This window comes from Novosphingobium sp. LASN5T (assembly GCF_003856955.1).
Lineage (GTDB): Bacteria > Pseudomonadota > Alphaproteobacteria > Sphingomonadales > Sphingomonadaceae > Novosphingobium.
In genome coordinates this window covers 14,695-36,389 of sequence record NZ_RQSI01000016.1, presented here as the reverse complement: position 1 = coordinate 36,389, position 21,695 = coordinate 14,695, and the positions used below count along the sequence as shown (strand labels likewise).

Genomic DNA, 21,695 nt, shown 5'->3' with positions numbered 1-21,695 from the left:
CAGATCACTTGTGGAGCATCAAATGGGTTTTCGTTGCGGGATCGTCGGTCTGCCAAACGTCGGCAAGTCGACGCTGTTCAATGCGCTGACCGAGACGCAGGCGGCGCAGGCGGCGAACTATCCGTTCTGCACCATCGAGCCGAACGTGGGCAACGTGGGCGTGCCCGATCCCCGGCTGGATGAACTGGCCAAGATCGCCGGAAGCCAGAAGATCATTCCCACGCAACTGGGCTTCGTGGACATCGCCGGGCTGGTGCGCGGCGCGTCCAAGGGCGAAGGGCTGGGCAACCAGTTCCTGGGCAACATCCGCGAGGTGGACGCCATCGTCCACGTCCTGCGCTGCTTCGAGAACGACGACATCCAGCATGTCGACAACAAGGTCGATCCGATTTCGGATGCCGACACGGTCGAGACCGAACTGATGCTTTCGGACCTCGAAAGCCTGGAAAAGCGCGTGCCCGCCGCGCAGAAGAAGGCGGCGCAGGGCGACAAGGAAGCGAAGCTCATCGCCTCGGTGCTGGGCCAGGCGCTCGACCTGCTGCGCGAAGGCAAGCCCGCGCGCCTGACCAGGCCGAAGGACGAGGAAGAAGCCCGCGTGTTCCGGCAGGCGCAGCTGCTCACCGCCAAGCCGGTGCTCTACGTGTGCAACGTGGAGGAAGGCGCGGCGGCCGAAGGCAACGCCTTTTCCGCCCGCGTGTTCGAGAAGGCGAAGGCCGAAGGCGCCAACGCCGTGATCGTCTCGGCCGCGATCGAGGCCGAACTGGTCGGCATGGAGCAGGACGAACGGCTGGTGTTCCTGGAGGAAATGGGCCTGCACGAAACCGGCCTCGCCCGTGTGATCCGCGCCGGCTACGATCTGCTGCACCTCATCACCTTCTTCACCGTCGGCCCCAAGGAAGCGCGCGCCTGGACCGTGCATCAGGGTGCCAAGGCCCCGGACGCGGCGGGCGAAATCCACTCCGACATGCAGCGCGGCTTCATCCGCGCCGAAACCATCGCCTATGCCGACTATGTCGCGCTGGGCGGCGAGAACGGCGCCAAGGAATCCGGCAAGCTGCGCCAGGAAGGCAAGGAATACGTGGTGCACGATGGCGACGTGATGCACTTCAAGTTCAACGTGTGAGGCCGCACGCCGGTTAACCGATCGATTGACAGCGCGGCCGGCACGGGCAAAATCCCGCCCATGCAATATTTCGAAGACCTTGAGCCCGGCACCGTCGACCGTTTCGGACACTACCAGGTCACCCGCGAGGAAGTGATCGGCTTCGCCTCGCGCTATGATCCGCAGCCGTTCCATCTCGATGACGAGGCGGCGGCGCAGACCCATTTCGGCCGCCTCTCGGCCAGCGGCTGGCACACTTGCGCCATGGTGATGGCGATGGTGGTGAAGAACCTGAAGGCGCGCCAGCAGGCTGGGCTGGGGTCTCCCGGCGTGGACGAGCTGCGCTGGCACAAGCCGGTCTATCCCGGCGACACGCTGCGCTGCGAAACCCAGTTGCTCGAGAAAAAGCGCAGCCGCTCGCGCCCGGAAATGGGCAGCTTCCGATCCACCATGCGCGTGTTCAACCAGAACGACGATCTGGTGATGAGCTTCACCTCGATCGGGTTGATCCGCGTGCGCGATCCGGAAACCGCATCGACCGACTAAGCGCGCGCGGGAGCGGGCGGTGTTGTTACATCGGCTTGCACTGGACGTTGCCGCGCGCCTTGTAGACTACCCGGTCGAACGGATCGGTCACCACCACCTGCCCGCTGAACAGATCGACAAGGCCGTTCTTCACCGCCTTGCCATCGTCGATGCGGGTCAGCGTGAGGGCATATTCCTTCCCCGAATAGCGCGACCAGGCGCCCTGCGGCAGTTGCGTGCTGCCCTTGTCGGACGCGAAGACTACCAGCTTGCCGTCGAGCTTCATCACGCCGCGTTCATCCTGCGCCAGCAGGATCGCGCCCATGCCGCCGCCATCGGCCACGAAGTTGCAGCCGGTGCCGGTCAGCTTGCCGTCGCGGATGTCGAAGAACATGATCGGTTGCGGATCGATCGGCTTCACCGGCGGCTGGCCATTGCGCTGCGCCGCTTCCACCTGGGCAATGGCCCGCGCATCCTCGGCCGCCTTTTCCGCCGGCGTCTGGCTGGAGCAGGCAGCCAGCAGAACGAGCACTGCCGCTCCGGCAACGATCCCGCGCATCACTTTCTCCCGAACAGTTTCTCGATATCGCCATGGGCAAGCTTCACCCACGTCGGCCGCCCATGATTGCACTGGCCGGAGCGCGGCGTCACTTCCATTTCGCGCAACAATGCGTTCATTTCGGCGACGGACAGGACGCGCCCGGCGCGGACCGAGCCATGGCAGGCCATCGTCGCCAGCACGAGGTCGAGCCGTTCGCCCAGCAGCAGGGCGTCTCCATTTTGGGCAAGGTCATCGGCCACGTCGCGCACCAGGGCTTCGGGATTGCCCTTGGCAAGCGCTGCCGGCACCGCGCGGACCAGCACGGCACCCGGACCGAAGCGTTCGAGCGCGAGACCATATTCAGCCAGCTTCGACGCGGCTTCCTCCAGCCGATCGCAATCGGTTTCCTCAAGCTCGACCACTTCGGGGATCAGCAGCGCCTGGCTGGGCGCACTGCCCTCCCCCGCACTGGCCCCCGCTCCCGCCGCGCGCAGGCGTTCCAGCACCAACCGTTCGTGCGCCGCGTGCTGATCGACGATCACCAGCCCGTCCGCCGCCTCCGCAACGATATAGGTGTTGGCGACCTGCCCGCGCGCCACACCCAGCGGGTGCTCGGCCGGCTCCGGCACGGCATCCTCGGCGGCTTCGGCGCGGGCGACAGGCGGGGCCATGACCGTGGCCTCGTACCCGCGCCACGCCTGCCCGGCATCGCTGACCCGCGGTTCCGGCCGCCATGCCGGGGAGGCGAAGATGCTGCCTTGCCGTTCGGCCGGGGCGGGAAACAGCGGCTCCGGCCCTAGTGCCGCCCCCGGGAGCGCGGCAATCGGTTCGGCCTGCCAGGCACGCATCGCGGTTTCGGAAGGGGCCTGCGCGGAGCGCTGGTCCCCGCTTGCCAGCGCCGTGCGCAGGCCGGTCACCACCATCCCCCGCACCAGCGCGGGATCGCGAAAGCGAACCTCGGTCTTGGCCGGGTGGACGTTCACGTCGACCTCGGTCGGCGGCACGTCGAGAAACAGCGCCAGCACCGCGTGCCGGTCGCGCGCCAGCATGTCGGCATAGGCGCCGCGCACCGCGCCGATCAGCAGGCGGTCCTTCACCGGGCGGCCGTTGACGAACAGATACTGGTGATCGGCCACGCCGCGGTTGTAGGTCGGCAGGCCGGCCACACCGGTCAGGTGGAAATCGCCGCGCACCAGATCGACCGTCACCGCGTTGCCGGCCAGCTCGCGCGCAACCAGCTGCGCAACGCGCGCCTCGAGCGAATCGCCCGGCTGCACCTGCAGCGCGCGGCGGCCGTCGTGCTCCAGCGTGAAGCCCACTTCCGGGCGTGCCATGGCCAGCCGGCGCACGACATCGAGCGAAGCCGCCCATTCGGCCCGTGCCGAGCGCAAGAACTTGCGCCGCGCCGGAATCTTGCCGAACAGGTCTTCCACCCGCACGCGCGTTCCGGGCGGCAGCGCGGCAGGGCCATCGGACACCAGCGCCCCGTGATCGACCACGCGTTTCCACGCCTCGCCGGTCTCTCGCGCGCGGCTCTCGACGGTGACGCGCGCGACGCTGGCGATGGAAGGCAGCGCCTCTCCCCGGAAGCCCAGCGTTTCGACCAGTTCGATCGATTCGTCGGGCAGCTTGGACGTGGCGTGGCGCTCCAGCGCCAGCGCAATCTCGTCCGCGCGCATCCCGCAGCCATCGTCCGTCACCTCGATCAGCGAAAGCCCGCCCTCGCCCAGCCGGACATGGACTTGCGTGGCGCCCGCATCGATGGCGTTTTCGACCAGTTCCTTGAGCGCGCTGGCCGGCCGTTCCACCACTTCGCCAGCGGCGATGCGGTTGACCAGAGTATCGGGAAGGCGGCGGATCGTGGGCATCGTCAAAGCTTTGTTCAGGGCCGTGCCAGCGTCGGGATTCCGGCACGCCCAGACATTACTAGCGATGGACCCGCGCTTTTTCGAGCCAAGTGGAGAAGTTATCCCGCAAACGCAGCATAAACCTATGGGTTTTGCGCAAATCATGCGCTAATGAGCCGGGCTTCCCGGGCACTCATTTGGTTGGGGTTGGCGCGTGCCCGCGTTCCAACCCGCAGATTCATACGGATTTCCTGATGGCTTCGATGCTTTCCCGATTCTTCAAGTTCGGTTTCCAGAACATCGCGATCGACCTCGGAACGGCGAATACGCTGGTCTACGTACAGGATCGCGGGATCGTGCTGAACGAGCCTTCCGTCGTCGCGATCGAGACGATCAACGGCGTCAAGAAGGTGAAGGCCGTCGGCGATGACGCGAAGATGATGATGGGCAAGACGCCGGACAACATCGAGGCGATCCGTCCGATGCGCGATGGCGTGATCGCAGACATCGAAGTGGCCGAAGCCATGATCAAGCACTTCATCCAGAAGGTGCACGGCAAGAAGAGCCTGCTGCGCTATCCGGAAATCGTGATCTGCGTGCCTTCGGGCTCGACCTCGGTCGAACGCCGCGCGATTCGCGATGCCGCTTCCAACGCCGGCGCCAGCCAGGTGTTCCTGATCCTGGAACCGATGGCGGCCGCGATCGGCGCGGACATGCCGGTGACCGAGCCGGTCGGTTCGATGGTGGTCGATATCGGCGGCGGCACCACGGAAGTCGCCGTGCTTTCGCTGCGCGGCCTTGCCTATACGACCAGCGTGCGCGTGGGTGGCGACAAGATGGACGAAGCCATCGTCAGCTATGTCCGCCGCCACCACAACCTGCTGATCGGTGAAGCCACGGCCGAACGGATCAAGAAGGATTACGGCATCGCCACGATCCCGGCCGATGGCGTGGGCGAAACCATCCACATCAAGGGCCGCGATCTCGTCAACGGTGTGCCCAAGGAAATCACGATCACCCAGGCCAACGTGGCCGAAGCGCTGTCCGAACCGATTGGCGCGATCGTCGAAGGCGTGCGCATCGCGCTGGAAAACACCGCGCCGGAACTCGCAGCGGACATCGTCGATCAGGGCATCGTGCTGACCGGCGGCGGCGCGCTGATCCGCGGGCTGGACGAGCATCTGCGCGAGGAAACCGGCCTGCCGGTGAGCGTCGCCGAAGACCCGCTGTCCTGCGTGGCGCTGGGCACCGGCCGCGCGATGGAAGATCCGATCTATCGCGGCGTGCTGATGACCGCGTAATGGCAGGTTCATCCCGTTGCTGCATGGAAGCAAGCCGGCACCGGCCGGCGGACAGCGGCGGGAACGGTAGGGAATAACGGACATGGCGCGGTCACAGGACCGGCGCCCGGGCTTTTCGCGCAGGGCGCAGTACGGGATCTTCACAGGCTACGTCGTCGCCATTCTTGGCGTCGTGGTCGGCGCCGTGCTGCTCATCGTATCGTTGTTCAACCCCGAGGCTTTTGCCTTTGCGCGATCGGGCGCGAGCGAGATAGCGCGGCCGATCGGGCAGGCTAGCGCCGAATCCCGCGCGACCGGCCAGGGCGTGTTTGCCGCCGTCGGCGCCTATTTCAACGCCGGAAGGCAGAACGCCGCGCTGCGGCGCGAGGTGGAAGCCGCGCGCGCCGACGCGGTGACCATGCGCGCGGTGCAAACAGAAAACGCGCGTCTGAAAGCGCTGCTCGGCATCGTCGATCCCCAGGTGCGGCCGATTGCCGCCGGCCGCCTTATCGGCTCCACCGCGGCCAGCGCACGGCGCTTCGCCGTGCTGTCGATCGGCTCCTCGACCGGGCTGCGCCCCGGGATGCCCGTGCGATCTTCCACCGGATTGATCGGCCGGATTGTCGAAACCGGGCGCGATACGGCGCGCGTTCTGCTCGTGACAGACCCGGACAACGTCGTGCCCGTGCGCCGCGCCACCGATGGTCTGCCGGCCTTCGTGCAGGGCGCCGCCAACGGCCGCATCGAAATCCGCTTGATCAATTCAGGCGTAAACCCCGTTCACAAAGGCGACGTTTTCGTAACCTCCGGATCGGGCGGCCTCTATCCCCCCAACATTCCGGTCGCGATCGCCACCGATCCGCATCATGACGGGGCGGTCGGCCACCTTGCCAGCGATCCTGCGGACGTGGACTACGTGCTGGTGTTCCCGAGCTTTCAGCCTGCCGCCCAGGCAGCGCTGAGCGAAAGCGAGAAAGCCGCTGGCCCGCCACGCGACCCGGGCGACCAGTAAGCCGGTGATGCTGCCCCGCTTTCCCGCCCGCGCCGAGGACATCGTGCGCAACCGCATCAACCGCGCGCCATCGCCGGTCCTTGCGGTGGGCATTCCGTGGGCGTCGATCATCCTGGCCTCGATGGCAACCTTTTCCCCGGTGATCGCGTCCGCGCCCCTGCTCCCGCCATTTTCCTACATGATGCTGCTGGCCTGGCGCATGCTGCGGCCCGGCATGCTGCCGGTGTGGGTCGGCTTGCCACTGGGCGCCATCGACGATTTGTTCAGCGGACAACCGTTCGGCAGCGCGATCATCCTGTGGTCGCTGACCATGCTGGCGATGGAAGTGATCGACGAACGGTTCCTCTGGCGGGGCTTTCTGCAGGACTGGCTCGCGGGCAGCGCGCTGCTGGCCGGCTATCTGTTTCTTGCCGCCAGTTTCGCGGGCTTTGCAGCCGGCTATCCGCTGCCCCTTTCGATCGGCCCGCAGTTGCTGCTGAGCGTGTTCCTGTTCCCCGTCATCACCCGGGTCGTCGCCCTGCTCGACCGGGTGCGCCTGCTGCCGCTGCGGAGAATCTGAGCGTGGCGAGACAGCAACTGCCGATGAGTTCGGCCCGGCTGACCGACACCTTCAACCGCCGCACCTTCGTGCTCGGATCGGCCATGGGCGGCATCGGCGTGCTGCTCGCGATGCGGCTCGGCTACCTCTCGATCGCGCAGAACGAGAAGTACAAGGCGGCATCGGAAAGCAACCGCGTCAACCTGACGCTGATTCCGCCGCGGCGCGGCTGGATTCTCGATCGCAACGGCGCGGCGCTGGCATCGAACCGCGCCGACTTCCGCGTCGACCTGATTCCCGACCGGGTCGTGGACGCGGACAAGACGCTGGCCACGCTCGCCTCGCTGCTCGACCTTTCGCCCGACAAGGTGGGCGACATCCACGACAAGCTGGACAAATCGCGCGGGTTTCAGCCCGTCGAAGTCGCGGCCAATCTCAACTGGGACAAATTCGCCGCCGTCAGCGTGCGCCTGCCCGAACTGCCGGGCGTGGTGCCGCAACGCGGCTATTCGCGGTTCTATCCCACCGGCGCGACCGTGGGGCATCTGGTCGGCTATGTCGGCCCCGCTTCGGCCGAGGACTACGAGCGTGAACGCAACCCGCTGCTGATCACGCCCGGCTTCAAGATCGGCAAGGACGCGCTGGAGAAGTATTTCGAGACGCGCCTGCGCGGCGTGCCCGGCGCGCGGCGCGTGGAAGCCACCGCCAGCGGGCGCGTGGTGCGCGATCTGGGCACGCGCGAAGACGTGCCGGGCAAGCCGATCCAGCTCACCATCAACGGCCCGTTGCAGGACTATGCCTCGCGCCGCATCGGCCTGGAATCCGGGTCGGTCGTGGTGATCGACTGCCTGACCGGCGATGTGCTGGCCATGGCCTCGATGCCCAGCTTCGATCCCAACAGCTTCTCCGACGGCATCGGGCGCATCGAATGGAAGATGCTGTCGGACGACGACCATGTGCCCTTGCGCAACAAGGTTCTGCGCGGGCTTTATCCGCCGGGCTCGACCGTGAAGCCGATGGTTGCGCTGTCGTTCCTCGAAGCGGGGCTCGATCCCAATGCCTCGGTCAACTGCGCGGGCGGCCTGCGCGTGGGCAACCGCGTGTTCCACTGCTGGAACCACCGAGGCCACGGCGCTACCAACATGGCCAAGGGCATCTACCAGTCGTGCGACGTGTACTTCTATCACTTCGCGCAACAGATGGGCATGGACGTGATCGCGGCGATGGCGAAGCGGCTGGGGCTGGGACAGGAATTTCCGCTGCCCGTCGCCGGGCAATCCTATGGCACGGTGCCCGATCCCGCGTGGAAGCTGCGCAAGTACAAGCAACCCTGGGCGATCTACGACACGGTGAACGCCACCATCGGGCAGGGATACATGCTGGTGAACCCGCTGCAGCAGGCGGTCATGGCCTCGCGCATCGCCTCCGGCCTCGAACTGATGCCGCGCCTGCTGCTCGACCGGCACGCGCCTCAACCCAAGTCCATGGGCTTCAAGCAGGAACACCTCGATTACATCCACGCGGCGATGAACGAAGTCGTCAACGGGCGTGGCACCGCCGGCAAGGCGCGCCTGCCGATTCCCAACGTGCAGATGGCGGGCAAGACCGGCACGGCGCAGGTCGTCGGCCTCAACATCGGCAACGGCAAGGGCGGGCTGTGGAAGCACCGTGACCACGGCCATTTCATCTGCTTCGCCCCGTTCGACAAGCCGCGCTATGCCTGCGCCGTCGCCATCGAGCACGGCGGTGGTTCGGGCGCGGCCTATCCCATCGCGCGCGACGTGATGACGTTCCTGTTCGATCCGGGCAAGGCGCTGGAAGTGCTCGAAGGCTTCGAAAAGCAGTGGGGCGGCAACGTGCAACAGCGCATGGCGGCCCGGTACGACGCCTATGCCGCGCAGTACGGCGCTTCCGCACCCAAGGCGGCGGACGACGCGCAAGTGGCGCAGGAAGTCGCCGCCGAAAACAAGCCGGTGCCCGAACCGACCGCCGCGCAGACCGACGCCGCGCCGCCTCCGCCCGAGCCGACGACGCCCGAACCGGGCACGCCGGCGCCGGGCGCATCGCCGCGGCCGGCACCGGGCACTGCTCCGGCACCCGCCACTCCCGCCACGTCCGGCGCGCAATAGAGGCCCCGCCGATGCCCCGCGCCTATGTTCCCGCCGCCATCGCCCGCCAGCCCTGGCGCGTGCTGCTGCCGCTGGCGATGCTGGTCGTGTTCGGCGGCTTCGTGCTCTATTCGGCGGCAGGTGGGCATCTCCAGCCCTGGGCACTGACCCACGTGCTGCGCTTCTGCGTGTTCCTGGCGCTCGCCATGCTGATCGCGCGGGTGCCGCAGGACTGGTTCAAACGCGCCGCCTTGCCGATCTATGCCGGCCTGTGCGTGCTGCTGGTGCTGGTGGAACTGATCGGCGGGATCGGCGGCGGCAGCCAGCGCTGGCTCAATCTGGGCTTCATGACGCTCCAGCCGTCCGAACTGATGAAACCGGGTATCGTGCTGGTGCTGGCCTGGTTCTACAGCGTGCTGCCGGTGGGCGAAACGCGCGGCTGGCGCGCGGTGGCGCCGGCGGCGGTGCTGCTGGGCATTCCCGCCGGCCTCGTCATGCTCCAGCCAGACCTTGGTACCGGGCTGGCCATCAGCTTCGGCGCGGTCGTCACCATGTTCCTTGCCGGCCTGCCGCTTCGCCTGTTCCTGGGCGGCGTCGGCGCCGGGCTGATCGTCGCGCCGCTGGCGTTCTTCACGCTGCTGCACGATTACCAGCGCAAGCGCGTGCTGGTGTTCATGGACCCGGAAAACGATCCGCTGGGATCGGGCTATCACATCACCCAGTCGAAAATCGCGATCGGATCGGGCGGGCTTTTCGGCAAGGGCTTCGGCCACGGTTCGCAAAGCCACCTCGATTACTTGCCCGAAGCGCAGACCGACTTCGTCTTCGCGACGATGGCCGAGGAATGGGGCATGGTGGGCGGCCTGTTCGTGCTGGCGATCTTCGCCGTGGTGCTGCGCTGGGGCCTGAAAGTGGCGATGAACGCACCCGACCGCTTCTCGCGCCTGCTGGCGGCGGGCATGACCACCACGATCTTCTTCTATGCCTGCATCAACCTGATGATGGTGATGGGCCTTGCGCCGGTGGTGGGCATCCCCCTGCCCTTCATGAGCCACGGCGGATCGTCGATGATGACCAACATGATCTGTATCGGAACGATCATGGCGGTGGACCGCTGGAGCCGCCGAAGCGGCAGCGGGCTCGCCTGAAAAACACCATTTCAGGGCTTGGCAGCGCGGCAGAAATCGCTATGGGAGCGCTTCCCACACGGGAATGGACGCATAGCTCAGTTGGTAGAGCAGCTGACTCTTAATCAGCGGGTCCTAGGTTCGAGCCCTAGTGCGTCCACCAAATTCTCCATATCTGTCAATGCATTACGGGTATCCCACGGGGTATCTGGAGGCAGCAGCTTCGCGCTAGGTAGCTCTCTAGGTAGCTGCGGCGTTCGGCAGGTTTTTTGCGTTCAGAATGAAATTCGCCGGCAAGAGGCATGGGGCGACACCTTGAGGTAGAAACTCCGAGCGGGACACAAGCCGAATCGGTGGGCCAAGACAGGTGCGATCTCCACAAGGATCTTTGAAGACAGGTAGCGAGCGGTGCGTGCGCCCCAATCAACGCTGGCTGGGGTGAACTCCCGTTATGGCCAACGAGAGAGGTGCCTCCTTGATTGAACGATGGCCTCCTGAGAAACACCAGCCATCTGTCCCGACAACATCCAGCCACTACAGATGTATAACTGCCGGATGTATCCTGGCCTCGAATGCCTCACAGCCAGACGCTTCCCCGCCCCCACCCAGAACTTGTTCCGATGCCGCGGGGTTGAATGCGGCGGCAAATAAAGTTATCGCCCTCCCCAACCGCAAGGACCCGGTGCAACACCGGGTGGCTATTCCGGCCGCCGATCCGCCGGACAACATCATGCACGAACGTCGATCCAGCGCGCCTCCTGTGTGCGCCTCGTGCTTATGTGGAATTCTCATGACTAAAACTCTTGAAAGCTACCGCCGCGAGTGGTTCGCGGGCGGAACAGGTCTGCGGGCTGATGTGCTTGCCGGCATGGTCGTTGCGCTGGCCCTCATTCCCGAAGCCATCGGCTTCTCGATCATCGCAGGCGTGGATCCGCGGGTTGGTCTCTATGCTTCAGTCGCCATTGCCATCGTCATCTCACTGATTGGCGGGCGGCCCGGCATGATTTCGGCCGCTACGGCGGCCGTCGCCGTTGTGGTGATCCCGTTGGTGCGCGATCACGGGGTGGAATATCTTTTCGCGGCCACCATCCTGATGGGTGTGATACAGGCTGTTGCCGGGCTTCTGCGCCTTGATCTGATGATGCAGTTCGTATCGCGCTCGGTGATCACGGGTTTCGTCAACGCGCTCGCCATCCTGATCTTCATGGCTCAGCTTCCGCAGCTCACGGGCGTGAGCTGGGAGACCTATGCGATGGTCGCGGCAGGCCTCGCCATCATCTACCTCTTCCCGCGAGTGACCACTGCCGTTCCTTCGCCGCTTGTCGCGATCCTCGTGTTGACCACCGTTAGCATCGCCCTCGGCCTGCCGGTCAACACCGTCGGCGACATGGGCAAGCTTCCGGAAGGGCTGCCCAGCCTAGCTCTGCCCGGCGTACCGCTGACCTGGGAGACGCTCCGGATCATTGCGCCCTATTCGCTGACCATGGCGGCGGTCGGCCTACTGGAATCGCTGCTCACCGCTCAGATTGTCGATGACATGACCCATACCGACAGCGACAAGCGCCGCGAATGCATGGGCCAAGGCGGCGCCAACGTCGTTGCCGCACTGTTCGGTGGCATGGGCGGCTGCGCCATGATCGGCCAGTCGGTCATCAACGTGACCTCTGGCGGACGCAGGCGGCTTTCCACCTTCGTGGCGGGCGCATTCCTGCTGTTCCTGCTTGCCGTGCTGGGGCCCTTGGTAGGCCGTGTACCGATGCCTGCCCTGGTAGCGGTCATGATCATGGTCTCGATCGGCACCTTCTCATGGAACTCGATCCCCAATCTCCGGCGCCATCCGCCCACCTCATCGGTCGTCATGCTAGTGACAGTCGCCGTGGTAGTCACAACCCATGATTTGTCGCTCGGCGTGCTCGCAGGAGTGCTGCTCTCGGGCATCTTCTTTGCCAGCAAGGTGCAACGCATGTTCGCCATCGAGCGCGAAGTCTCAGCCGACGGGCGCGCGGCGACCTACCGCGTACGCGGGGAGATATTCTTCGCCTCGGTCGAGCGCTTCACACGCGCCTTCCATGCCGAAGACAGTGCCGCGAATGTCGCCATCGACGTTTCCCGCGCTCATTTCTGGGACATCTCGGCTGTGGGTGCGCTCGACAAGATTGTGGCCCGCTTGCGCCGTGAAGGGCGCGAGGTTGAAGTCATCGGCTACAATGAAGCCAGTGCCGATATTGTCGATCGCTTCGCGTTGCATGACAAAACGGGGGTCGAATTGGGCGCCGTGCCGCATTGATCCTCTGCCGGGTGGCGTGAGACAGGGTGAACAGAGCAGATGACTTCTCCTGCCTCAATTGAAGCAAGCTGCCCGGCTGCCTTGGGACCAGCCGAGCCACGGGCGTCATCTGGCGACCGCATTTTCTACTATGACATTTTTAGGTGCCAGACCGAAAGTCCCCGGCTAATTCTCCACGCGACGGATCGAAAACAAACTGGAGAGGGGTAAGCCGAATGAAAGTTGTCACAAAGAGCATCATGATCGCAGGCGTTGCGGCCCTCGGACTGAGCCTTGCGGCTTGCAAGAAAGACACCACGGCAGAACCGCAGTCTGATGAAGCGAGCGAGGTCGCATCCGACGCTGCTTCAGATGCTATGGTCGCACCGGTTGGCGCATCCAGTGAAGCCAAGGCTGCTCCGCGCGCAGAAAAGAAATAGAAATTCGGGTTGCGCAGCGAAGGCCGACTCCCGGCAGGGGGTCGGCCTTTTCGCGTGCTGGTGGTGACCAACAGCGAAGGAAGTTTTATGCTTTCCTCTCGTTTTGTCGCAATTCTTTGCTCGGTCACGATCGCCACGGTGCCTGTCGAAGTCATCGCAGAGGTCAATCACAATTCGGCGCATTCGGGCCGAAAGGGTGATCAATAATAGCAGGCCCAGGAGGACTTGCTGCGGCAATCATTCTCAGGACCACTCTCCCTCGGCAATGACATCTCGGCTGTGGGTACGTTCGACAAGATCGTGGACCGCTTGCGCCGTGATGGGCACGAGGTTGAAGTCATCGGCTACAATGATGCCAGCGCCGATATCGTCGACCGCTTCGCGCTCCATGATATGACGGGGTTCGAACTGGGCGTTGTGCCTCATTGATTTTTTGCCGGGCGGCATGAACAAAGGCAAAAAGGACGAATGGTTGAAACCGCACCAAATAAACCAAGCCGCCCCGCAGCCTTTGCCAGCGGTGCCGTGATCGGCACTTTGGGCGGGCTGGTCGGTCTGGGTGGGGCAGAGTTTCGCCTGCCGATCCTGCTTGGGGCTTTCCACTTTGCCGCCCTGGAAGCAGTTATTCTCAACAAGGCCATGAGCCTTATCGTCGTCGCCACGGCGCTGCCTTTTCGTGCCCAGACAATCCCTTACTCCTACATTACCGCGCACTGGTCGATTGTGGTCAACCTGTTGGCGGGAAGCCTCGCGGGCGCGTGGTTTGGCGCTGGCTGGGCGACCCGCCTGAAATCCGAAACGTTGTACAAGGTCATTGCTGCCATCCTTTTCGCAATCGCGGTTGTGCTGGTTTTCGGCCATGGTACCGGTGCAGGCCATGCGCTGCTCACCGGCACCGCGCAGTGGCTGGCAGGTATCGGTGCCGGTGTGGTGATCGGCATTGTCGCTTCACTGCTCGGCGTCGCTGGCGGCGAACTGCTGATCCCAACCCTGGTCCTGCTGTTCGGCACAGACATCAAACTCGCCGGAAGCCTTTCACTGGCAGTCAGCCTGCCAACGATGATAGTCGGCTTCAGCCGCTATAGCCGGGACCAGAGTTTTCGCGTCCTCGGGCGCAACAAGATATTCGTGTTGGTCATGGCCGCCGGGTCCGTTGTCGGCACCTTTCTTGGCGGACAACTCCTGGGACTTGTGCCGAGCGAAATTCTGCTACCAGGACTTGCCGCCATCCTGTTCGTGTCGGCAGTGAAGGTTTGGAGCCACAGCTAGTCATCCCGACATGAGCACACGGGTCACGCTGAACACACTCGTCGTGACAAGGACGACGCCGACCATTCCCAACAGCCACTTTGCGGAAACGCGCTTTACGAGCAGAGCCCCGATCGGCGCCGCTAGCAACCCGCCGATGATCAAGCCGATCGTCGCCTTGGTGAAAGCTTCCGCGCCGAGCGCTACAAGAAACGTCGCAGAGATCGTGAGCGTCAAAACGAATTCGGACGCATTGACTGTGCCAATGGTCCGCCGAGGTTCACTGCCTTGGACCAGAAGGTTGGACGTGACGACTGGTCCCCAGCCACCGCCGCCTGCTGCATCGAGAAATCCACCGATCATGCCGAGCGGTGCGATGTATCGGGGCGCCTTGTGCACATGATGATGCCCCATCTCCCAGGCTCGCCAGATCAGATAGACTCCGATGCAGGCGAGGTACGCCATCACGAAAGGTCTCGCGACTCCCGCATCGATGCTGGACAAAAGGTATGCGGCGGCGATTCCGCCAATAGTGCCCGGAACCACGAGCCGCCCAAAGAGGCGCCAATCCACGTTGCCATGAGCAATGTGGCTGATTCCGGAGGCCGCAGTGGTGAAGCACTCGACGATATGCACGCTGGCCGACGCTCGGGCGGGTGCAACACCGAGCACACTGATCAGCAGCGTATTGGTGATGACCCCGAAAGCCATGCCGAGCGCGCCGTCCACGAGTTGGGCCAGAAACCCGACGGCAACGAAGGGGAGGATGCTCTCGACCAGTTGGAGATCCATGCCGTTACCTCAACATTCATCGCGTGAATAGGCGCCGACATTCTCAGCGAGATAAACGTTGTTTTGCTCGCGAATGGCGGCTGCGGCGTCATCATAAAGGAATGGCAGGAAGGCGAAACGCCGCCCCCTGGTCACCGGTCGCGCCTCATGCAATAGCGAACAGGAAAATACGACGGCACCTCCCGTAGGCGGGCGATAGAGGCGTTGCCCAAATTCGGGGAAGCACAGATCGCCGCCCTCGAAATCCTCGGCATTCAGATTGATTGACACCGCGAAACGGCGGTGCGCCGTGCCCTTGGTGGTATTGTCGCGGTGCGCCCGGAAATGGCCGCCGGCTGCGCTGTCGTAGCAGGCGACGATGTATCGCTCCATGCGGGTAGCGCGGAACTGAAAGGCTCGCTGGATCATGGGTGCCAGCCGGTTGTGCACCCGGACCATCAACGCCCGGCGCAGTTCTTCGTCTTCGATGGTCAGGTCGGACCGGTGTTTGTGCGACGGATCGACAACTCCCACGGTCTTGCCATCGATCTCGCGCATGAAGCCGGATTCTTCGCCGCCTCTCGCATCATACAAATCGATCAGGTGGCGGCAGAGTTCAGGTTCAAGCACGCGCGGTACGAGCAGAACCGGTGCCCACGTCGGGACGACATCGTCACCGCCCAAAGCAGATAGGCAGGACATGGCCTGGCTCGCGTCGGGGAGCGCAAACCGGCCAGCCACCCGCAATTGCCGGTCGAGAACCAGCCAGAACGGTGTGTATGCGTCACCCTCACTGGCGCCGAACATCCTTGAAATCTCGCGATCATAGTCGAGGAAGAAGCGAATTCCCGGCAACTGCTGGGCAATGCGCCCCTGCGCTTCATCGGCGGGGTCAATCGTGACACCAAAAAAACACCCGTTCGCGTCGTCAAACAGGGCGCGGTTGGCGAGAACCTGCTGAAGCGCCCGAGCACAAACCGGCTGTGCTGCAGACCCGAAGAAGAGCAGAAGGATAGGCCGCCCCGCAGCCGTGTCAAAGGCATAGGACGGGTTGCCAGACAAAGCATGCGCCTTGAACCAGGGCGCAGGCTCACCCCAAACCGGTAGGTTCGGCGACGCAATCACGGCAGCAGTGGTCCCCAGGCCGGGTCAGAGCCATCCCCCGGCGTCGACAGTCGACGCTCATTGCGCCCGGTCAGGTCGACCTGCCAGATGCTGGCCTTGCCCGAATTCGGTTCAGTCCGGAAGAACTGGATGATGCGGCCATTCGGCGACCAACTCGGCGCTTCGTCCTGCCAGCTGTCGGTGAGGTAGCGGAGTTCCCCGCCCCCCGGGCTCATGACCGCGATGCGGAAGTTTCCTGCGATATGCGTAAAGGCGATCTGGTCACCGCGCGGGCTCCATTCCGGCGTTGCGCCGCGCCCACCGAAGAAGCTGATCCGCTGCTGGTTGGTGCCATCCGCGTTCATCACATAGATCTGCTGGGCTCCCGAACGATCGCTTTCAAACACGATCTTGGAGCCGTCTGGTGAGAAACTGCCACCGACATCAATGCCGGGTGTATCGGTCAGCCGCTGGCTCGTTCCGCCAGAGGCAGGTACTTTGTAGATATCCGTGTTGCCGGCTGTGGCCATCGAATAGAGGATCCACTTACCATCGGGCGACCAGCGCGGAGCGAAGGTTGGCCCCTGGGTTTCAGTGACGAGGCGCTGGGTGCCAGTGACAAGATCGTAGATATAGATGCGTGGGCGACCGTTGAGATAGGACAGATAGAGGATCGACTTGTAATCGGGAGAGAACCGCGGGGTGAGCGCGGTGGCCTGTCCAGTCGTCAGATAACGATGGTTGGCACCGTCCGAGTCCATGACGGCAAGCCGCTTCATTCGGCGATCCTTCGGACCGGACTCGGCAATATAGGCTATCCGGCTATCGAAAAACGGGCTTTCCCCCGACAGGCGAGCATAGACCATGTCAGCGCATTTGTGCGCCGCTCGGCGCCAATCGCCAGGGGCGACGGTCCATCCTGCCTTTACGAGCTGCTGCTTCAGCGCAACGTCGTAGAGGTAGCAGCCCACAGTGAGCTGCCCGTCGCCATTGGCGCGGACGTAGCCCTGAACGAGCATTTCGGCGCTCCGCCCCGACCAGACGCCGAAGTCTGGTGCCGGTACCTGCTCGAATCCGGGGCGCGGCAGTCCGTCAGGACCGACCGGCTTGAACAACCCGTTATTGCGAAGATCGGCGGTGATGATCTGCGCCAGAGCTTGGCCTAGGGCTGCAGTCGAGCCCGCGCTAGTCGTAGTGGGAACATCGGCATTAGTCGCGAAAGCCGGAATGGCGATACCGAGATCCTGCCACTCGCTATCATCGGATACTGCGCCGGAGAGACCGCCATCTTCGGTCGGCGGTGCAGGCACCTGCTGAGCCTGGAGCGGTGCTGCGGCCAGAAGGGCGAGGATGAGCAAGAGGCGCGATTTCATTGCGACAATTTCCTGTCAAAACGGAACGTGGCGACGCGCTTCCACGAGTCATAGTATTCGGTGGGCAGATTGAAGGGAGCCGCCAGCTGGACGGCCCTGATCGCCTGCTCGGCGTGCCTGGCGGCCTGGGCGCGGTTGGCGGCGGTTATCCCCTCCTGCCGAACGACCTGCGGCGGCCCGGCGAGGCTCCCGTCACGGTTGAGACTCCACGACAGGATCGTCACCAGCGCTTCGGCATCGGCGCCTTGCGGCACCACCCAATGCGGCTTGAGCTGACGGGAAATCGATCCTGCCAAGGCAGACTGCACCGCAGGCCCGATTACGGTAGCAGGCGGCGAGCGGGAGGTGCCGGTGGCAGGAGCGCCAGCAACGCCCTTAAGAAAATCGTCGCCCAGGCGGCTCCCCCCGACTGGCGCACTGGCAGTTCGGGACGGTTGGCTTCCGGACCGTGCCGCAGGGATGCCCTTGAGAAAGTCGCCGCCGATCCGGCTCGTGGAAGGGGCTGGCCGAGCGGGCGCGGTGGCGGGGGTTGCCGCCGGCGATGCCCGGGTGGGTTGCGCCGCCACAGCTGGTCGCACAGGTACGGGAGCCGGCCTGATTGGAGCGACGGATGTGGCAGGTCGCGGCTCGGGCACCGCAGTTGGACGCGGTGCAGGCTGAGGCTGCGCGCGCGCCACGGGACGTGGCGCAGGTGCGGGCTTTGCCATAGGTGCAGGCGCGGCCTTGTGCGGCGGCGGTGCGGGTTCCACTTTGGGGGCGGGCGTGGGAGGCGGAGCCGGCATTGCCTTGGGCGGGCTGGGTTCGGCAGGCTCCGGCAACCGCGCCGGTTTTTGCTCGACAAGGGGTGCCATTTGCGCCGGTGGTGCCGCTTCCCCAAGCGCGGGCGCCACGTCAGCCGCTGCCTCGGACTTCGGTTCGGGTGCGGTCGAAGTTAGCCCGACCGAGTCAGTAAGTGTCACGGTCATGCGCTCGGGCGGCGGGGCCAGCGTGACCGAGGGCGGGCTCCAAGCCAACCAGGCGATCAGCAAAGCATGGAGAGTGGCGGCGACCAGGATCCCCACGTGCTCATCGTGGGCCTTTCGAACTTCCAGAAAAGCAGGCGTGCTCAACGCTTCTGCCTTTCACGCCCCTCCGCAGCGCTGTCGCCAGCTGCCAGCGTGACGAGAGAAATCGAATTGAAGCCTGCGCGGTTGAGCTCGCCCATGACTTCCATGATCCTGCCATAGTCGAGCGCGCGATCGGCCCGCAGGGTTACCAGCGGCGGTTCACCGGAGCCGTTCCGCGGGAGTCCCGCAAGCCTGTCGGACAGTTCGCCCGCAGCCACCATTTCATCGTCCAGATAGACGCTGCCGTCACGAGACATGCTCAGCGTGACCTGATCCTTGTCCTCACCCAGAGCTTTGGCCTTGCTCTCAGGCAGGTTGACGGGAACACCGGCTTTCAGCAGCGGCGCCGTCACCATAAATATGATGAGCAGCACCAGCATGACGTCCACCAGAGGCGTTACGTTTATTTCCGCCATCGGGCTGCGCCCGCCGAAACTCTTGCGCCCACGGCCGCCGCCACTGGAGAGATTAACGGCCATCAGAGAGCATCCAACTCGCGGCTGAGGTTTCCGCGCAGGTAGCGGGCGAACCGGACGAGGCGCGCTTCAAACCGGTTAATGGCATGGCCAAAGCGGTTGTAGGCGATGACCGCAGGGATCGCGGCAAAAAGGCCGATAGCAGTCGCCATCAACGCTTCAGCGATGCCCGGCGCCACCACCGAGAGTGCCGTATTCTGCGACGCCGCGATCGAGGTGAAACTGCGCATGATCCCCCAAACCGTGCCGAACAGGCCGACGAAGGGGGCGATCGAGCCGATCGTCGCCAGATAGTTGAGCCGCTCGGACAGCCGATCGACCTCGCTCTCGATCGCACCTTCGAGTACGTCGGCAATCCGCTCGCGCGCCGCGTCCTTGTCGAGACTGGCCCGGACGCGCACCGATTTGCTCCATTCAGCCATCGCAGCCTTGAACAAGGTCGCTGCCGGTGAGGTGTCGATTGCGAGATGTTTGGTTCCATTGCCGTTTATGCCGGCTTCGTTGACCTCGGCCTCAAAACGATCGCTTGCCGCATGGGCGCGACGGTTCTTGAGTATCTGCGCGACGATGATTGCCCAGGTCCAGATGCTGGCAGCCAGGAGACCGAGCATGATTACTTTGACGACGATGTCCGCCTGCAGGAACAGGGTAATCGGGGAAAAATCGGTTGCAGCGGAAACAGCGTTCGTGGGCATGAGCAGGGAAAACCTCGGATCAAAGGGTTGAAGCAGGCCGCTGCGCGAAGCGCAGGACCAGGAAGCCGGCAAAAGCGGAGACGAGCGAACCGGCCAGAATGCCGATCTTCGTTGCATCGCCAAAGGCAGAGCCTTCCCCGAACGCAAGCAGGCCAATGAACAGACTCATCGTGAAACCGATGCCGCAGAGGCAGGCCAGACCGAAGACCTGAGGCCAGCTCGCGCCGCGTGGCCGCCGAGCCCAACCAGCAGCGCAGGCGAGACGGATCGCACCGAAAATGCCGATGATCTTGCCAAGGACGAGGGCAATGCCGATGCCCAGCGCAACGTCGCGCGTTTCACCCACCAGCGAGATGCCCGAGAGGGATACGCCGGCATTGGCAAAGCCGAACAGCGGAATGATCAGCCATGCAACCCACGGGTGCAGGCCGTGCTCCAGCCTGTGGAGCAGCGCCGGTTCATCGGCAGACTTGGGCGACAAGGCCTTCCGGGGAATGACGAGGGCGACGAGAACCCCGGCTATCGTGGCGTGAACGCCCGAAGCATGGATTCCTGACCAGACCGCAACAGCCAGCACAAGGCGCAGCGTCAGCGACCCGATGCGCAGCCAGTTCAGCAGGATCATGACGGCCAGCACCGCGAAGGCCCCGGCCAGTGGGAGCAAATCGATGCTGCCGCTGTAGAACACGGCGATTATCAGGACGGCGATCAGGTCATCGATGACCGCAACGGCGGTCAACAGGATCTTGAGCGAAGCGGGCGCACGGCTCCCGACAAGTGCGAGGATCGCCAGCGCGAAAGCGATGTCGGTGGCCGTGGGGATTGCCCACCCGGCATGCGCCGCCGGATTGTTCCGGTTGAACAGCGTATAGATCAAGGCAGGGACGAGAACGCCGCAGATCGCGGCAAGGCCGGGTAGTCGGCGCTCCTGCCAGCTAGACAGCTCGCCCTCGAGCAGCTCGCGTTTCACCTCAAGGCCGACCAGCAGGAAGAACAGCGCCATAAGCGCATCGTTAATCCAGTGGCCGATGCTCAGTGGTCCAAGCTTGTGATGAATAATCCCGAAGTAACCCGCAGCCAGCGGGCTGTTCGCCAGGACCATGGCCGCTATTGCGGCAGCAATCAGCACGATGCCGCCAGCAGCTTCGGTCGCGAAGAACGCGCGCGCTGCCTGGACGGGACCGATAAGCAGGCGCTGCTTCATTGTGTACTTCCCGATTATTCCAGCCCTTGCCGGTAGCCGTAGGGCTAGTGGCGCAGACTCACGTAAATGCCCATCGCGATGCTGAATGCGAGCAACACGACCAGGGTAATGAAGATTGGCATGGCAGGGCGCCGGGTATGCCAATCGTATGCCTTCAGAGCCCGGCGATGCTCGGGATCCTGGGTCAGGGCCATGAACTGGGTCCCGCTCACCTCGTCCAGAAGTGTCTCAAGCTCCTCGCACTCCGCCGTAGTGAGCGCGCCTTCCTTGCGCAGGATTTCTCTTGCCCTCTGGAAGGCGCGCTCGGTGCTGCTGTTCATCGCCATAGCCATGCGCAGCCTGGCGATTTCAGCGGATCACCATGGTGACAGCCCGGCGGTTCTGTGCCCACGACTGCTCGTCCGAACCCAGCGCCTCGGGGCGCTCCTTGCCGTAGGAAACGACCGACATGCGGCTCGGAGACACCCCCAGGGAAGCGAGATAGTTCTTGGCCGCGTTGGCCCGGCGCTCGCCGAGCGCAAGATTGTATTCGCGGGTGCCGCGCTCGTCACAGTGGCCTTCGATCGTCACGTTGACGCTCGAATACTGCGCCAGCCAGGCTGCCTGACGGCGCAGCGTTTCCTTGTCGGAATCATCGAGACCGTAAGAATCGAGATCGAAGAAGACGCGGTCATTGCCCGCCGACCGGCGCAGGTCAGTCTGGCTGCCAGGACCAATGTAGTTGCCGTTAGCGTCGTAGTCGCCATTGTTGCCCGCCATGGGCGTCTCGGCGCCGGGCTGCGGCGGCAGCGATTCAGGTGCGCGCTTCTGACCGCAAGCCGAAAGGGCAAGGGCACTCGAGGCAAGCAGGGCAAAGGCAACTGTACGGTTCATGGGGGTGGATCTCCTGTCCGTGAATTGTACGCAGCACTAGCCCGGTTTATGGGAACCCG

At 64.2% G+C, this 21,695-nt stretch carries 21 protein-coding genes, 1 tRNA gene, 1 pseudogene and 1 other annotated feature; of the genes and pseudogenes, 12 read left to right on the top strand and 11 right to left on the bottom strand.

The window, feature by feature from the left end; all coding sequences use genetic code 11:
- Positions 1–22 precede the first annotated feature (22 nt).
- Together ychF and EH199_RS12345 are read left to right on the top strand one after the other, a co-directional pair.
- Positions 23–1,123 (top strand): redox-regulated ATPase YchF, encoded by a 1,101-nt coding sequence (gene ychF / locus EH199_RS12350; RefSeq protein WP_124809596.1) that lies wholly within the window; start codon positions 23–25, stop codon positions 1,121–1,123.
- A 60-nt stretch (positions 1,124–1,183) separates the two neighbouring features.
- Positions 1,184–1,648: a MaoC family dehydratase gene (locus EH199_RS12345; RefSeq protein WP_124809595.1), complete on the top strand. Its 465-nt coding sequence runs from the start codon at positions 1,184–1,186 to the stop codon at positions 1,646–1,648.
- Positions 1,649–1,673: 25 nt separating this feature from the next.
- Here the strand turns inward: EH199_RS12345 and EH199_RS12340 are convergent, their stop codons facing one another.
- Complete coding sequence (locus tag EH199_RS12340; RefSeq protein WP_124809594.1) at positions 1,674–2,186, bottom strand: hypothetical protein; 513 nt, start codon at positions 2,184–2,186, stop codon at positions 1,674–1,676.
- Positions 2,186–4,036, bottom strand: a complete 1,851-nt coding sequence (mutL, locus tag EH199_RS12335; RefSeq protein ID WP_124809593.1) for a DNA mismatch repair endonuclease MutL — start codon at positions 4,034–4,036, stop codon at positions 2,186–2,188. Before mutL ends, EH199_RS12340 begins: the two co-directional genes overlap by 1 nt.
- A 233-nt stretch (positions 4,037–4,269) precedes the next feature.
- Between mutL and EH199_RS12330 the strand changes: the two genes are divergently transcribed.
- From EH199_RS12330 to EH199_RS12285, 10 genes and pseudogenes are all read left to right on the top strand, one after another.
- On the top strand, positions 4,270–5,316 hold the full coding sequence (locus EH199_RS12330; protein ID WP_124809592.1) for a rod shape-determining protein: 1,047 nt from the start codon (positions 4,270–4,272) through the stop codon (positions 5,314–5,316).
- 82 nt (positions 5,317–5,398) lie between these two features.
- Positions 5,399–6,307, top strand: coding sequence for a rod shape-determining protein MreC (mreC, locus tag EH199_RS12325; protein WP_124809591.1), 909 nt, complete (start codon positions 5,399–5,401; stop codon positions 6,305–6,307).
- 7 nt (positions 6,308–6,314) lie between these two features.
- On the top strand, positions 6,315–6,866 hold the full coding sequence (gene mreD / locus EH199_RS12320; protein ID WP_124809590.1) for a rod shape-determining protein MreD: 552 nt from the start codon (positions 6,315–6,317) through the stop codon (positions 6,864–6,866).
- Positions 6,867–6,889: 23 nt separating this feature from the next.
- Entirely contained in the window at positions 6,890–8,974 is a 2,085-nt protein-coding gene (gene mrdA, locus EH199_RS12315) for a penicillin-binding protein 2 (protein WP_124809647.1), read from the top strand.
- Positions 8,975–8,985: 11 nt separating this feature from the next.
- On the top strand, positions 8,986–10,101 hold the full coding sequence (rodA, locus tag EH199_RS12310) for a rod shape-determining protein RodA (protein WP_124809589.1): 1,116 nt from the start codon (positions 8,986–8,988) through the stop codon (positions 10,099–10,101).
- A 66-nt stretch (positions 10,102–10,167) separates the two neighbouring features.
- Positions 10,168–10,243 (top strand) — tRNA-Lys (locus EH199_RS12305).
- 509 nt (positions 10,244–10,752) lie between these two features.
- Positions 10,753–10,808, top strand: a sequence feature (sul1 is cis-regulatory element that is thought to sense ions involved in sulfur or methionine metabolism; They are found in Alphaproteobacteria).
- A 62-nt stretch (positions 10,809–10,870) separates the two neighbouring features.
- Positions 10,871–12,367 carry a SulP family inorganic anion transporter gene (locus EH199_RS12300; RefSeq protein ID WP_124809588.1) on the top strand — a complete coding sequence of 499 codons (1,497 nt, stop codon included), beginning with the start codon at positions 10,871–10,873 and terminating at the stop codon, positions 12,365–12,367.
- 215 nt (positions 12,368–12,582) lie between these two features.
- Entirely contained in the window at positions 12,583–12,786 is a 204-nt protein-coding gene (locus EH199_RS12295; protein ID WP_124809587.1) for a hypothetical protein, read from the top strand.
- Between the two features lie 267 nt (positions 12,787–13,053).
- Positions 13,054–13,215 (top strand): annotated as a pseudogene (locus tag EH199_RS12290) (sodium-independent anion transporter); the annotation flags it as partial.
- Between the two features lie 39 nt (positions 13,216–13,254).
- Positions 13,255–14,055: a sulfite exporter TauE/SafE family protein gene (locus EH199_RS12285; protein WP_124809586.1), complete on the top strand. Its 801-nt coding sequence runs from the start codon at positions 13,255–13,257 to the stop codon at positions 14,053–14,055.
- Here the strand turns inward: EH199_RS12285 and EH199_RS12280 are convergent, their stop codons facing one another.
- From EH199_RS12280 to pal, 9 genes are all read right to left on the bottom strand, one after another.
- The gene (locus EH199_RS12280) at positions 14,056–14,826 is read right to left on the bottom strand and encodes a sulfite exporter TauE/SafE family protein (protein ID WP_124809585.1); all 771 of its coding nucleotides are present in this window, start codon (positions 14,824–14,826) and stop codon (positions 14,056–14,058) included.
- 9 nt (positions 14,827–14,835) lie between these two features.
- Positions 14,836–15,930, bottom strand: coding sequence for a 2OG-Fe(II) oxygenase (locus EH199_RS12275; RefSeq protein ID WP_223806637.1), 1,095 nt, complete (start codon positions 15,928–15,930; stop codon positions 14,836–14,838).
- Complete coding sequence (gene tolB / locus EH199_RS12270) at positions 15,927–17,282, bottom strand: Tol-Pal system beta propeller repeat protein TolB (RefSeq protein WP_124809584.1); 1,356 nt, start codon at positions 17,280–17,282, stop codon at positions 15,927–15,929. The genes EH199_RS12275 and tolB overlap by 4 nt, the downstream gene beginning before the upstream one ends.
- Positions 17,279–17,578 (bottom strand): hypothetical protein, encoded by a 300-nt coding sequence (locus EH199_RS24680; protein ID WP_223806636.1) that lies wholly within the window; start codon positions 17,576–17,578, stop codon positions 17,279–17,281. The genes tolB and EH199_RS24680 overlap by 4 nt, the downstream gene beginning before the upstream one ends.
- An 809-nt stretch (positions 17,579–18,387) precedes the next feature.
- Positions 18,388–18,867, bottom strand: coding sequence for an ExbD/TolR family protein (locus EH199_RS12260; protein WP_124809583.1), 480 nt, complete (start codon positions 18,865–18,867; stop codon positions 18,388–18,390).
- A complete protein-coding gene (tolQ, locus tag EH199_RS12255; protein WP_124809582.1) occupies positions 18,867–19,559 on the bottom strand; it encodes a protein TolQ in 693 nt (230 codons plus the stop codon). The genes EH199_RS12260 and tolQ overlap by 1 nt, the downstream gene beginning before the upstream one ends.
- A 19-nt stretch (positions 19,560–19,578) precedes the next feature.
- Positions 19,579–20,763 carry a Na+/H+ antiporter NhaA gene (gene nhaA / locus EH199_RS12250; protein ID WP_124809581.1) on the bottom strand — a complete coding sequence of 395 codons (1,185 nt, stop codon included), beginning with the start codon at positions 20,761–20,763 and terminating at the stop codon, positions 19,579–19,581.
- Positions 20,764–20,807: 44 nt separating this feature from the next.
- Complete coding sequence (locus tag EH199_RS12245; protein WP_124809580.1) at positions 20,808–21,083, bottom strand: hypothetical protein; 276 nt, start codon at positions 21,081–21,083, stop codon at positions 20,808–20,810.
- A 28-nt stretch (positions 21,084–21,111) separates the two neighbouring features.
- Positions 21,112–21,636 (bottom strand): peptidoglycan-associated lipoprotein Pal, encoded by a 525-nt coding sequence (pal, locus tag EH199_RS12240; protein ID WP_124809578.1) that lies wholly within the window; start codon positions 21,634–21,636, stop codon positions 21,112–21,114.
- Positions 21,637–21,695 lie beyond the last annotated feature (59 nt).